The organism is Phycisphaerales bacterium (assembly GCA_016716475.1).
In the GTDB taxonomy this organism is placed as follows: domain Bacteria; phylum Planctomycetota; class Phycisphaerae; order UBA1845; family Fen-1342; genus JADJWG01.
Map to the genome: position 1 here is coordinate 1,664,579 of JADJWG010000001.1, position 12,451 is coordinate 1,677,029.

Genomic DNA, 12,451 nt, shown 5'->3' on the forward strand with positions numbered 1-12,451 from the left:
CGTAGCCGGGGGCCCCGTGACGCGTCAAAGCATTTTTCGAGCATTTTGCGGGCAATTGGGTGTCGCGTGGCAGCTCATACCGCCGGGAGTATGCCAGGCACCCGGCTCATAGGCGGTGATAGGGCCGGAAAGTCAGCCCCTCGAATGGCGGCCCTTGTCGAGCAGACGTAGACTTGTATTGAAAGGGCGATTGGACCGATCTGTCTTGTGGGTGCAGCTGCGCCCCCGCGCCGGTTTGCGCCCCCCCCAAGGAGCTGCGAGAATGTCACTGCGCATCCCCGTTCGCTGGTTTCCGTGGACGATCGGCTTCGTGTTCGTGGCAGTACTGGGGCTGAGTGTGCTGGGGGGAGGATGCCCGCAGATTCCGTCCGTGAACGGTAACGATAATGGCGGGCAGACCGATAATGGGAACCAGAACGACAACGGCGACGACAACGGCGACGACAATAGCAACGATAATGACGACGACAATGACAATGGGGGCACGAATGGCAACGACAATGCGAACGACAATGGCGGGGGAATGACAACGGCAATGGAAATGATAACGACAATGACAACGGCGGGGGCAATGACAACGGGAACAGCAACGACAACGCGAATGACAATGGGGGGGGCAACGACAACGACAACACGAACGATAACGGTGGGGGCAACGACAATGGAAACGGCAACAGCAACGACAACGACAACGATAACGGTGGGGGCGGACCGCCGCCTCCGCCAACCAGTGTTTCGCTGAGTGCACTCGTGCGGACCGGTGATCCGGTACCCGGGCAGCCGGCGGGTGTGACCTTCACGGCCTTTGGCGAGCCCATCATCGATGGCTGGAATCGCGTTGCCTTCTGGGCCTTGTATGGCGGAACCGGGGCTCGCGGTCGGTCCGGTCTGTATGTGTGGAACGGTACGGAGATTGTGCGCATTCTCGACGATGATCCGGACGGCACGATCGCTGTTCCCGGGCGCGGCGCGGAGTTCCGTTGGGGTTCGTCGATTGCGAACTATGATCCGCGTGCGCTCGACATTTCGTGGGGTGGCGGCAGTCGGCTGCTCTTTGTCAGCGAAGTGGCGCGCCGCACAGGTTCATCCTCCACGCGCATCCGGGGCGTATACCGCTGGCGCGCGACGGACAACTCGCTGGCGCGCGTGGCCGACCGGGATCAATTGGCCACGAACTACGCCGACGTCGACGTCGCGAACAACGGTGATCCGCTCTTCGAAGCCGAGTTCTTCCGTCCCGGCATCACCGACGACGGCTTTGCGATCTTCTCGACCACCTACCAGTACATCACGACGACGTCGTTATTCCCGACGGGTAGCGGTGTTTTCACAAGCAATGGCACGACGTTGACGCCCCTGTCGGATGACCAGATTCGCCCTCAGCCCGTGCCTGATCAGGCCGCCACGAAGTTCTTCCGAAATCCGGAACGGCCCACCACGGTCAGCGGTGGCGGCGACATGATCTTCCAGTCGAAGTGGGGTTCGCCGACAAGCGGACCGGGCGTTTTCATGCGACGTGGGAGCACGAGCTTCCGCGTGATCGACAATCGTACCGCGGCGACATGGCCGGGCTTGCCCAACATCATGCAGGTCAACCCGACCAACGCGGCGTACGCGGGTGTGGCGATTGGCCCGCTTGGACACATTGCCGTCGCCACGACCGTGGCGACGAGCGGTGGCAACCGCGCCGCGGTGCTGTTGTGGAATCCGTACGCGGTCACGTGGATGGAACTTACCGGCTCACTTGGAACGCCGGCCGACGCACTCTTCACCGGTGTCAACGACGATGGTGACGCGATTGTGCAGGTCGGCACGCACCTGTACCGGGCCGGGCCGGCTAGCCAACAGCGGCTCACCGATGTGCTGCCGATCGGGTTGCAGGTGGCCAATGTGACATGGAATGCGACGGGTGGAGCGTTGAACAACCTTGGCCGCGCAGCATTGCCCTATACGCACCCGGGTGGACAGGCGGGGCTCGCGTATTGGACGGGTGAGCAGTTCCTGATCGTGGCGGACGAAGTACAGAACGCCCCGGCCGGCCTCCTGGATATCCGGACGAAGTCGGATCCATGGCGTGATCGTCCCGGACGCAGTGGCATCCTGAACGATTTCGATATTCTCGTTTTTCGCGCGCTCTTCAACGACAACTCTGAGACCCTTTATCTCGTCCGCGGCGAGTAGTGCTGCGACACACTGATCGCCTCAACGTCCCTTCCTTGCGACGGTACTGGGGGGGCACGTTCGAGTTATCGGATGTTGCTACGGGCGAATCCCTCCTCTATTGGGACGTTGGCGGTGACAATTCTCATGGCATGACGAAGTTTCACTTTCGTCAGACCGGGCTTGCAACCTAGAATGGGTAGTTTGGGAGAGCCCCAGCGCAGTGCCGGCCTGGACGTCTTCGTGAGACCGATGCTCACGCAGGCGCATCATTCGGCGGTGCTGTGCGGGTGTTGGCGGTGCAGGGGCCGTTGCTGCCGCCCTGCGTGCATGGACCCTCGGCGTGCGTTTCATTCCTAGATTCTGGATGCGCCGTGGTTCGTGCCGGAGGTTGTCGCGGTTGCTCAGACCGGGTTCATGAATCCCCGGTGTTGTGTTTGGAGACGTAACGATCATGCGCATGGCTGCCATGTTAAGGACGGTTTCGAAGAAGCGGGTGACCCTGGTGGCGTGGCTGGTTTGCGGCGCCGTCCTGGCGGTGTTGCCGGATAGCGCCCGCGCGGGTTCCGCGGAGTCGCTGGCGGTGTCGAAGGCCACGGCTGTGCAGGCCGGCCACTATTACATGTACTTCGATCAGCCGATCCCGCTCCGACTCGTGATCGATCAGTTGGCGGTGTTCACGCAGGATGCCGCGACGCTCGCGGCGCTCGCGGATTATGGTATGGCGGTGGCGGACGCGACGCCGCACGTGGTGCCGGGCTGGTATGCCCTGGCCGTGCCGGCGGAGGCACAATCGGCGCCCGCGGTGGAGGCCCTGTGCGCGCTGCTCGCGACGATCGACGCGGCTCACACGATCTCTCCGATGCTGCTCGACGAGCGCGGCGACCCGCTGTACGTGACGCAGGATTTGCTCGTGCAGTTCGCGAGCCATGTTTCGCCGGAGGATGCGCTGCGAGCGCTGGCCGCGGCCGGTGTCGCCGAAGTTCTCGATCAGGACTGGGCCGATCTGCCCAATGCCTATCGAGCCCGCTTCGCAACGCGGGACGGGTTCGCCGTGTTGGATGCGGCGAATCGGTTGGCGGCCTCGGACGATGTGATCTTCGCGGAGCCCGATATGCTCCGGGTGAACCGGCGCGAGCTGATTCCGAATGACATCTTCTTCAGCCAGTTGTGGGGCATTCGCAACACGGGACAGAGCGGCGGGACGGCCGGGATGGATATGAAGGGCCACCTGGCGTGGGATCTCACGCTTGGCAGCCCGGACATTACGGTCGTGATTCTGGATGATGGCATCCAGTCCTCTCATCCGGATCTCAACGTCACCGCGCAGGCCGATTTCACCACCGCCGGGACGGGGGGCGAACCCGGCAACAGTTGCGACAACCACGGGACCGCGGTGGCTTCGTGCGTCGGTGCGACGATTAACAACTTCATTGGAGTAGCCGGACTCGCACCGAACTGCGGCCTCGCGGCGGCGAAGTGGACGATCTCGAACGTGCCATGCAACGGGACGGGCTTCCACAACACGACCTGGCTGGTCAACGCGCTGATCTGGTCGCAGTCGATCGGCGCCCGCGTGACCAACAACAGTAACTCCTTCAGCCCGAGCAGCTCGATCACGAGCCGCTACAGCGCTTCACGCATTGCCGGAATGGTGCATTTCGCTTCGACCGGCAACGGCGGAACGAGCACGATTGGCTATCCCGCCAGTCTTTCCACGGTCAACGGCGTCGGGGCCGTCAACCGCAACGGCAATCGCGCCAGCTTCAGCCAGTATGGCACCGGCATCGCGTTTGTCGCCCCGGGACAGGATATCCGTGTGACGGACCGAACCGGCAGTGCGGGCTACGAGGCCACAGATTACGCGTGGGCGAGCGGGACCTCATTCGCCTCGCCCTATGCGGCGGCGGCGGCCGCGCTGGTGCTTTCCGTCGACCCGACCCTCAATGCCGTCCAGGTTGAGCAGATCCTGCAGAGCACCTGTACGGACCGCGGACCCGCGGGGTACGACACCGAGTTCGGGTACGGTATTGTGAATGCCTACGAGGCGGTGCTCGCGGCCCTGCCGGTGACGGCGCCGGGTGACTTCAACCTGCTCGTGCCGGCCCCCGGCGCGACGGAAGTCGGCCTCGACAACGTCACATTTGAATGGTCGGCCGCGAGCGGGGCCGACTCTTACAACTTCTGGATCGCCCAGACACCCGATTTCGCGAACCCGGTCGTGGTGCGCGAAGCACTGATCACGCTGCAGACGACGGTTTCGGGGCTCGATCAGAACACGCAGTACTATTGGCGCGTGATTGCCGTGAACGGCGCCGGTGCCCAAGACTCCACGCCCGTGTTGGCCGGCTTCACGACCTTCCTCGATTGCAACGGCAACGGCGTGGCCGATTCTCTCGACCTGGCTTCGGGCTGGTCGATTGATTGCAACGGCAACGGAATTCCCGACGAATGCGACATCTCCAGCGAGTCCCATCTCGACTGCAATGGCAACGGGGTGCTGGATTCCTGTGAACTGGTCTTGGGTGGCCTGGCGGGCTCCTACTTCGAGAATTCTGCATTGAGCGGCCCGCCGCGTGGCCGCATCGAGTCGCTGTTGAACTTCAACTGGGGTTCGAATGGTCCGTGGCCCGGCTGGGCCGATGGCTTCAGCGCGCGCTGGACCGGCTATCTCGAGACGAGCGCGGGGGGAGCGTATGAATTGCATGTGCTGGCCGATCACGGTGTGCGTCTGTGGCTGGCCGGTGAGCTGCTGGTGGATGCCTGGCTTGATCAGCCCCTGACGATGCACACGGCTGCGGTGGCGTTGGGCGCTGCTCAGACCTATGCCCTCCAAGTGGAGTACTACCACGGCAGCGGATCTGCCACGCTGCAGTTGCTCTGGACGCCGCCGGGCGGCAGTATGGGGCTGATTCCCACGGCGAACCTGTGGGCCGGGCGCGATTGCAACGCCAGTGGTACGCTCGATGCCTGCGATCTGCTCGCGGGTACGAGTCTCGACGCCAATGGTGACGGGATTCCGGATGAGTGCCAGCCGGTCATCCCGCAGTACTGCTTGGGCGACATGAACTGCGACGGCATCGTCTCGTTTGCCGACATCAGTCTCTTCATTGCGGCGATCAAGGTGGCGGGCCCGGCGGATTGGGAATACGACCCCGAGAACGGGGTCTGCGCGTACCTCAACGGTGATTTCTCCGGCAATGGCCAGGTGGACTTCGGCGACATCTCCGGGTTCATCGGGGCCATCAAAGCGGGTTCACCGGAACCCTGCACAACGGTGCCATAGTCCCACGCATCCGTACCGCGGGCTGCGCCCTTTGTCCCGGGCAGGCGCCAACTACCCGGCTTCGATCCCGAAAGTGGCGGTGACAACGGCCCGCACGTCCTTCTCGATTGTGCTGGTGTCATACAGCCCGTAGCTGCTCACTTCGGTGGAGAGCGGCTCCGTGATCTGGATGACTCCCATCTGCGCATTCCGCAATACCCCCAGACGGCAGCCGGTGCTCGTTGCGATGTTCTCCGCACGGGCCCGGGCATCGGCGGAGGCCGCGGCCATCAGGTCTACCCGGAGCTGGGCGAGGTCGGTGTAGTAATACTGGGGCGGGCGGGAGTACACCTGCACACCTTCGCGAATCAACTCGGTGACGCGCCCGGCGGACTGGTGCACTCGCTGGACGTCCGGAGTGGTGACTACGAAGCGCCGCTCGAGTGTGTACTCTGAGATTTCGCGGGTTGCGTTGCCCTCCTGGTCGCGGGCGTAGTGGGTGGTCGTATCGATGGCGGCTTCACCTATCTGCGGATCGGTGAAGCCGGCGTCGCGAAGGAACGCCCGGACGCGGTCACTGCCGGCGGCGAGCGATTCGTACGCTTCCGGCAGCGTCTTGCCGCGCCCGCCTACGGCGATCGTCCAGACGGCGTTGTCCGAAGTAATCTGCTGCCGCGTCGAGCCCTTGACGGTGATGGTCTGCTGATCGCGCGTGGCCTCGCGGCCGCGATCGCGATAGGCCCGCGAGGCGATGGCCGTACTGGTGATCAAACTGACGATGAGGCCGAGGGTGACGACAAGGGCGGCACTGGCGAGGTGCAGACGGACGTGATACTCCATGACGCTCCTCCGTGAGGCGTGGGAACGGCGCGCGACGCGTCGTCCGTGACGCGTTTTCGCACACCACGGCTGAATCTACGCCCACCGTCAACGGGCCACGACAACTCGCGACAGGGCTGTGCTGCTGGGGTGGATTCGTGGTCCAGCCCATGGCCCGTGCGAACGGCGGGTGGATTGTGCCGCGCGGGCGGCATCGGAGTGGGGCGGTGGCCCCTGACCCGCGCAGGGGGTTCGGATCTGGAGCGGTAGCCGACTATCATACCCACGCAGCCATGGTCCGTGGCGACACTGTCCGAGCCGGCTGGCCACTGCCACCCCAGGAGTCCACCATGCCTTTGAAGAGCGCCGCCTATGCAGCGTTGAGCGCCACGAGCCCGCTTGCCCCTTTTGTCATCGACCGCCGCGACCTTGGTCCTCACGATGTCCACATCGACATTCTCTTCTGCGGCGTTTGTCATTCCGACCTGCACACCGCCCGCGGCGAGTGGCCCGGCATCACCTTCCCGGTCGTCCCCGGCCACGAGATCGTTGGTCGCGTTAGCGCACTGGGCTCCGAGGTCACCCGCTTTCGGCTTGGCCAGCACGCGGCTGTCGGTTGCCTTGTTGATTCCTGCCGCACCTGTGGAAATTGTGCCGTCGGGCTGGAGCAGTATTGTCAGCAGGGGGCTACGTTCACCTATGCGAGCCCGGATGCGCACCTGCCGGGCCAGTCGACGTATGGCGGCTACGCACGGAGCATCGTGGTGGACGAGCGCTTCGTGCTGCGCGTGCCGGAGCAGCCGAATCTCGCGGCGGTGGCCCCCTTGCTGTGTGCCGGCATTACAACGTATTCGCCGTTGCGGCACTGGCAGGCCGGCCCGGAAAGGAAGGTTGGCATCGTGGGGCTTGGCGGGTTGGGGCACATGGGGGTGAAGCTGTCGCACGCGTTCGGGGCCCACACGGTCCTGTTTACGACGTCGGAGTCGAAGGCGGAGGATGCGCGCCGGCTGGGAGCGGACGAGGTTGTGCTGTCGCGTGATGCGGCGGCGATGCAGCGGCAGGCCGGCAGCTTCGATTTCATTCTGGATACGGTGGCGGTGCCGCACGATCTCGATGCGTATACACACCTGCTGCGGCGCGACGGCACGCTGTGCCTGGTGGGTGCGCCCGCCGCGCCGCACCCTTCGCCGGGCATCTGGAACCTGTTGCTGGGCCGGCGCAGCATCGCGGGTTCGGCCATCGGCGGCCTGCCGGAGACGCAGGAGATGCTGGATTTCTGTGCGGCGCGCGGCATCGTAAGTGACGTGGAACTCATTCCGATTCAGCTGATCAATGAGGCGTACGAGCGAATGTTGCGTGGCGACGTGCGCTACCGTTTTGTAATCGACATGTCCACGCTGGAGTGATGGCCGGTTGAATCACCGGCGATCGAGCGCGTGTTTCACGTTGCTCCCGAGCCGGTGTGCGGGGTTGATCCCCTGCGGAAACTCAAGCCGTTCTGTGCGGAGCTCCGAGCATTTCCTTCATCACCCCATCCAGATCGCGGAGTGCCTTGGCGCCGTCTCCGGCAAAGGAACTGCCGTGCATGGTCGCCAGCACGCGCGGCCCGAGCGCGGCAAGATTCTCCAGCAGCGGGCGCGTGTTCGGCGTGTAGGGCATGTAATCCATCAGTGGTCCCGCCTGAAACTCGACGAGTGATTGTCGCGCGCGCCCGAGGATGTCCGATTCCGTCAACGGCTCCACGTCGCCATTGTGAGTGAAGAGGTCGGAACAGAACAACACGCGGTTTGTCTCTTCGAAGAGCACGCCTGCGTCCCAGCCGTGCGGCAGATGGGGCGTGGGACGATAACGAAAACGGAATTGGCCGGTGCTGAACGTTTCGTCGGCGTGCAGCGCCCGGGGCGGACGATCGGCGTAGTCGGTGAGGTTGACGAGCGTGCCGACCACCCCCGCGACCGCCTGGGCCTGCGGAGCGATCTGCAGCCAATCGTTGAGGGAGCCACATTCGTCCACTTCGAAATGGCCAAAGCTGATCCAGCGGAGCTGCGCCGGGTCGAGGAGTCGCTGCACAGCCGCGCGCACCTCCGGGAACATGCGACGCATGCCGGTGTGATAGAGCAGCGGTTCGTCATCCAGCACAAGGAAGTGGTTGAATTGCAGGTTGATCTCGCGATACAGGATGCTGATGCGGTAAATCTTCGGAGCAATCTCGGTGATCGTGGCCATGGTGTTTCCTCTGCGGGCCCGGGGAGCCGTCAGCGCAGGCGACTTCCCCGGCGGGCGTTGGGACGGCACCGGGTTGAACAGGTGAGGAGCCGAACTCCGCGATCCTATCTCTCGGCGGCGGCTGCCGCAATCTTGCCGGCCAACGTAGCAGCGAATCGTTGCGGGCTGGTGAGGTAGCTAGCGGACCAGTGTGACAAAGCCATCGAGGTTCTTTCCCGCCGTTACTCCAGCGCGATTCCCTTGGTCCGCCAGGCCGCGCAGTTTCTGGCTCTCGGCGGCCAACTGCCGCGCGCCCCAGAAATGCCGGATGGCTATGGGCAGCAGGCGTTCGAGTGCGGACAGGTCCAGGCCCATCGAATCCCCTACAGGTCGACGCTGAGATGGTGGCGGCTTGTCAGTGTTCCGGTATGTTGGCGGAACCGTCGGGCGGCAAGCGCGAGGTACTCGCTGTCGATCTCAACTCCGAGACTGTTTCGGCCGGTTTGCCACGCTGCCAAGCTGGTTGTTCCCGACCCCAGGAACGGATCGAAGACGGTGTCACCGACGAAACTGAACATGCGAATGAGCCGCATGGCAAGCTCGACGGGAAACGGCGCCGGATGATCGCGTGTTGAAGCGCTGGGGACGTCAGCCCCAATCTGCCGAAACCACACCTTGTGCAACGCATCGGGAACGACACTGTAAGCCCGCTCCAGGAAACTGGGGCTGCGATACCCACCGGGCTTACGCTGCATCAGGATGAACTCAATGTCGTTCTTGATCACGGCGTTCGGCTCGTAGGGCTTACCGAGGAAGCCGCCCCCGTTGCCCGACGCTTCGAGCGTCGCGTTCGCGATCTTGTACCAGATGATCGGAGCGAGGTTGTCGTATCCGATTGTGCGACAATGCTCCTGAATCGAGGCATGCAGCGGGACTACCGTGTGCCTGCCGCCGTTCTTGCGCCGGGAGAGGCACACGTCGCCAACGATGCAGATCAGTCGGCCACCGGCCACGAGCAGTCGAAAGCAATTGTGCCATACCCGGTCGAGCTCGGCCAGGAACCGATCGTAGTCAGGCATGCTGCCGAGTTGTCCAGCGCTGTCGTTGTATTGCTTTAGCGTCCAGTACGGTGGTGACGTAATGACGAGGTGTACGCTCTCGTCCGGCAGATCATCCAGCTCACGCGCGTCTGCACGGCGCAGCACGTGGCTGGTCGGGAGAGTCGGCAAGACCGCCTCGATCTCGCGGGCGGCCGCCTCGTCCTTGGCGAGTGCCGGAATCGCGCTCTGGGACTCGCGCAAGCGCCGGATGCTGGGCGGCGCGTACTCCCGCAACACGACGGTCTTCGACCCGTGGTTCAAGAATTGCATGTCTGCATGACTGCTCATTCACCATCCGAACGGACGACTTACGGCTCTAGCCGACGCCTACCACCAACCAGGTGGCATCCTATCCTGTGGGGCTGTTGTGCTCGACAGCCGAGTGGCTTGGGGTTCTTGGGCTGGTCAGGGCTTCGCGGTCCCGGGCGGGGGCATCCTCGTGGTCCGCGTTAGAGCGGCTACCGGCGTTCGAACGCCTGCCCGCGTCACTTCCCGACAGGTCGGGGGATTGTTCGTTGCGCCGGGGTTCGACCCGGCGCCCTTAATGGGTGAGGCAAGTCTCGTTCGGACCGACGGTTTGCAGAGCACCCCAATCGCCGCCCATCAGCAAGACCGGTGCTTGGCATCAGTACCTTGTGCGCCTTCTCGTTGTGGCGGACGGCTGTGGCGCCACATTGTGGATTGTGGCACGTCTACTCGTACGCGATTTCAGCCGCCCCATGTGGGGTGGTCCTGCTCGTAGCGTCGGAGCGTATGGCGTCTGAATCCGTAAGCGCACCAGGGAGTGTGATCATGTTGAAACGTATAAGCAGAGTAATGGGTGGGGTTCTGGCCCTGGTTCTCATCGGCCAGCTCGCGGTTCCGGTTCATGGTCAGTGTGAGCAGTTCTGGCGCCAAGTCGGAGGGGGTGTGGATGCTACGGTAAGGTCGCTTGCGGTCTTTGATGATGGTACCGGGCCGGCATTGTATGTCGGCGGCCTGCTCAACCATGCCGGCGGCCTGCCCTGCGCCAGTATCGCCCGTTGGAACGGCACAGACTGGGCAGCGCTGGACGGTGGACTGTCCTATAGCTTAGGAAATAGCTGGGTCAATACTCAGGTTGTTTTTGATGACGGCAGTGGCCCGGCGCTCTATGTCGGTGGGCGGTTCGACCAGGCCGGAGGACAGCCGGCGAACAACATCGCGCGCTGGGACGGAACCGCGTGGGCTCCCCTCGGTGCTGGCATTGTCGGTACGCTTGTGAATGCCGAAGTGAACGCCCTGGCGGTCTTCGATGACGGTAGTGGCCCGGCCTTGTATGCGGCGGGAGAATTCGACACTGCGGGCGGCCAGCCGGCGCGCAACATTGCCCGCTGGAACGGCACCACCTGGTCGGCACTGACAAGTTCGATGACCGGCGGCGTGATTCGGGCACTGGCCGTATATGACTCCGGCAATGGTCCGGCCCTGTATGCGGCGGGTTCATTTTTCTTCTCGGCAGCCGGCGGCAACGCGCAGAACATTGCGCGGTGGAACGGCTTCTGGTGGTCTCCGCTGGGTGGCGGCCTTGATTCGTTCGTCACGGCGCTGGCCGTCTTTGACGACGGTACCGGCGCAGCGCTCTACGTGGGGGGCATTTTACCCAGGCGGGCGGACTCTCGGCATCGCGGATTGCGCACTGGAATGGCTCGGCCTGGTCGGCGCTAAGTTCCCAGGTGAATAGCCAGGTGACCGTCCTTGCGACGCTCGACGATGGGTCGGGCCCGGCACTATACGCCGGTGGATTCTTCACTTCGGCAGGGGGCCAGGCGGCCACGCGGATTGCCCGTTGGAATGGTACGGCATGGTCGCCATTGCATACGGGCGTCAATCAGCCGCCGGAAGCACTGGCTCTTTTTGAGGATGGTATCGGCCCCGCGATCTACGTGGGTGGTTCCTTCCAGATTACCGGGATGATTGCTGCCAGCCGCCTCGCCCGGTGGGGGTGCCTGCCCGGGTCTCCGGCGACACTTTACTCCAACACCAATGAAACGACTTTTCGATTTCACCCCGGCAACGGAGTGCAGGGAACGCCGCGGGTTGCCTTCGACGATGTCATGATTCCCGACGCACGCATCAACCCGGGAGACGACATGCTGGAGGTGTGGCGGGTGACGTATGGCATTTTCCGGGCGAACCCGGCCCCGGCCACCAATGCCAACCTCTACTATGCTTCGATGTCGACCGGCACGGTTCCGCCGGATACGGCTCTCGATGTCCCGTTCGAAACGTTCGACTCGGGGCTGTTTCCGGCAACCGGGACGACCGGTCTGTGGCTCATCACGAGTGGTGATGGAAACGAGCCGCTCTTCACCGTGCCCCTGAACAGCACCCATTCGGCCGGCTACCACGGATTCATGCTGGGGCTGTCACTTGACAATCCCAATACGAACAACGGCTGGCGTATCACGCAGGGCCCCGACGCCAACATCAACGGCTACTGGATCTACGATGTGGATGGTCCGTTTGCCGATCCACCGACCGCGGTTGAACGCCATTTCTGGTTCGGTGGAACCCCTCCGGGAATGTTCTACCTGACCGTTGTCGGCCGGACGTTCACCAGCGACGTCGCGGCACAGTACTGCCCGGGCGACATGAACTGTGACGAGCTGGTCAACTTCGCGGATATCTCGCTCTTTATCGCGGCTCTCAAGGCGGGCAGCCCCGACAACTGGACGTACGACCCCGCTGCCGGCGTCTGTGCCTATCTGAACGGCGATACGAATGGTGATGAACTCGTGAATTTCGCGGACATCTCCAGTTTCATCGCCCAGATCAAGGCGAATCCGGAGCCCTGCACGACGGTTCTCCCTTGACGCTGCGTAGCGGGACACCTGACCGCACCAGCGCACGGCCGACCCGGGCCCCTGGCTCGGGCCGGCCG

The 12,451-nt window shown here is 63.6% G+C and carries 10 protein-coding genes; 6 read left to right on the top strand and 4 right to left on the bottom strand.

All coding sequences use genetic code 11. The features are described 5' to 3' along the window. Positions 1-262 precede the first annotated feature (262 nt). The 3 genes from IPM18_06815 (at position 263) to IPM18_06825 (ending at position 5,446) form a co-directional block, all read left to right on the top strand. Entirely contained in the window at positions 263-742 is a 480-nt protein-coding gene (locus tag IPM18_06815; GenBank protein MBK9119302.1) for a hypothetical protein, read from the top strand. An 8-nt stretch (positions 743-750) separates the two neighbouring features. Beyond that, the gene (locus IPM18_06820; GenBank protein ID MBK9119303.1) at positions 751-2,181 is read left to right on the top strand and encodes a hypothetical protein; all 1,431 of its coding nucleotides are present in this window, start codon (positions 751-753) and stop codon (positions 2,179-2,181) included. A 439-nt stretch (positions 2,182-2,620) separates the two neighbouring features. Further along, positions 2,621-5,446, top strand: coding sequence for a S8 family serine peptidase (locus IPM18_06825; protein ID MBK9119304.1), 2,826 nt, complete (start codon positions 2,621-2,623; stop codon positions 5,444-5,446). A 51-nt stretch (positions 5,447-5,497) separates the two neighbouring features. On the opposite strand, the gene IPM18_06830 is transcribed toward IPM18_06825, so the two are convergent. Beyond that, positions 5,498-6,265, bottom strand: a complete 768-nt coding sequence (locus IPM18_06830) for an SIMPL domain-containing protein (protein MBK9119305.1) — start codon at positions 6,263-6,265, stop codon at positions 5,498-5,500. 329 nt (positions 6,266-6,594) lie between these two features. Here IPM18_06830 and IPM18_06835 point away from each other — a divergent pair, with 329 nt between their 5' ends. Then, positions 6,595-7,650 carry an NAD(P)-dependent alcohol dehydrogenase gene (locus IPM18_06835; GenBank protein MBK9119306.1) on the top strand — a complete coding sequence of 352 codons (1,056 nt, stop codon included), beginning with the start codon at positions 6,595-6,597 and terminating at the stop codon, positions 7,648-7,650. Positions 7,651-7,732: 82 nt separating this feature from the next. Here IPM18_06835 and IPM18_06840 read toward each other — a convergent pair whose 3' ends face one another. The 3 genes from IPM18_06840 to IPM18_06850 all read right to left on the bottom strand — a co-directional run bounded on the left by IPM18_06840 (position 7,733) and on the right by IPM18_06850 (position 9,819). Next, positions 7,733-8,470 (bottom strand): MBL fold metallo-hydrolase, encoded by a 738-nt coding sequence (locus IPM18_06840; GenBank protein MBK9119307.1) that lies wholly within the window; start codon positions 8,468-8,470, stop codon positions 7,733-7,735. A gap of 177 nt (positions 8,471-8,647) precedes the next feature. Further along, positions 8,648-8,824 carry a hypothetical protein gene (locus IPM18_06845; GenBank protein ID MBK9119308.1) on the bottom strand — a complete coding sequence of 59 codons (177 nt, stop codon included), beginning with the start codon at positions 8,822-8,824 and terminating at the stop codon, positions 8,648-8,650. Between the two features lie 8 nt (positions 8,825-8,832). Continuing rightward, the gene (locus tag IPM18_06850) at positions 8,833-9,819 is read right to left on the bottom strand and encodes a site-specific DNA-methyltransferase (protein ID MBK9119309.1); all 987 of its coding nucleotides are present in this window, start codon (positions 9,817-9,819) and stop codon (positions 8,833-8,835) included. 522 nt (positions 9,820-10,341) lie between these two features. On the opposite strand from IPM18_06850, the gene IPM18_06855 reads away from it, so the two are divergent. Next, entirely contained in the window at positions 10,342-11,235 is an 894-nt protein-coding gene (locus tag IPM18_06855) for a hypothetical protein (GenBank protein ID MBK9119310.1), read from the top strand. Positions 11,236-11,255: 20 nt separating this feature from the next. Continuing rightward, the gene (locus IPM18_06860; GenBank protein ID MBK9119311.1) at positions 11,256-12,383 is read left to right on the top strand and encodes a hypothetical protein; all 1,128 of its coding nucleotides are present in this window, start codon (positions 11,256-11,258) and stop codon (positions 12,381-12,383) included. Positions 12,384-12,451 lie beyond the last annotated feature (68 nt).

Bases quoted from the DNA above. Each gene is read 5' to 3' on its own strand.
- IPM18_06840 (MBK9119307.1), bottom strand. From the start codon at position 8,470: ATGGCCACGATCACCGAGATTGCTCCGAAGATTTACCGCATCAGCATC.
- IPM18_06825 (MBK9119304.1), top strand. From the start codon at position 2,621: ATGGCTGCCATGTTAAGGACGGTTTCGAAGAAGCGGGTGACCCTGGTG.
- IPM18_06830 (MBK9119305.1), bottom strand. From the start codon at position 6,265: ATGGAGTATCACGTCCGTCTGCACCTCGCCAGTGCCGCCCTTGTCGTC.
- IPM18_06850 (MBK9119309.1), bottom strand. From the start codon at position 9,819: ATGCAATTCTTGAACCACGGGTCGAAGACCGTCGTGTTGCGGGAGTAC.
- IPM18_06845 (MBK9119308.1), bottom strand. From the start codon at position 8,824: ATGGGCCTGGACCTGTCCGCACTCGAACGCCTGCTGCCCATAGCCATC.
- IPM18_06815 (MBK9119302.1), top strand. From the start codon at position 263: ATGTCACTGCGCATCCCCGTTCGCTGGTTTCCGTGGACGATCGGCTTC.
- IPM18_06835 (MBK9119306.1), top strand. From the start codon at position 6,595: ATGCCTTTGAAGAGCGCCGCCTATGCAGCGTTGAGCGCCACGAGCCCG.
- IPM18_06855 (MBK9119310.1), top strand. From the start codon at position 10,342: ATGTTGAAACGTATAAGCAGAGTAATGGGTGGGGTTCTGGCCCTGGTT.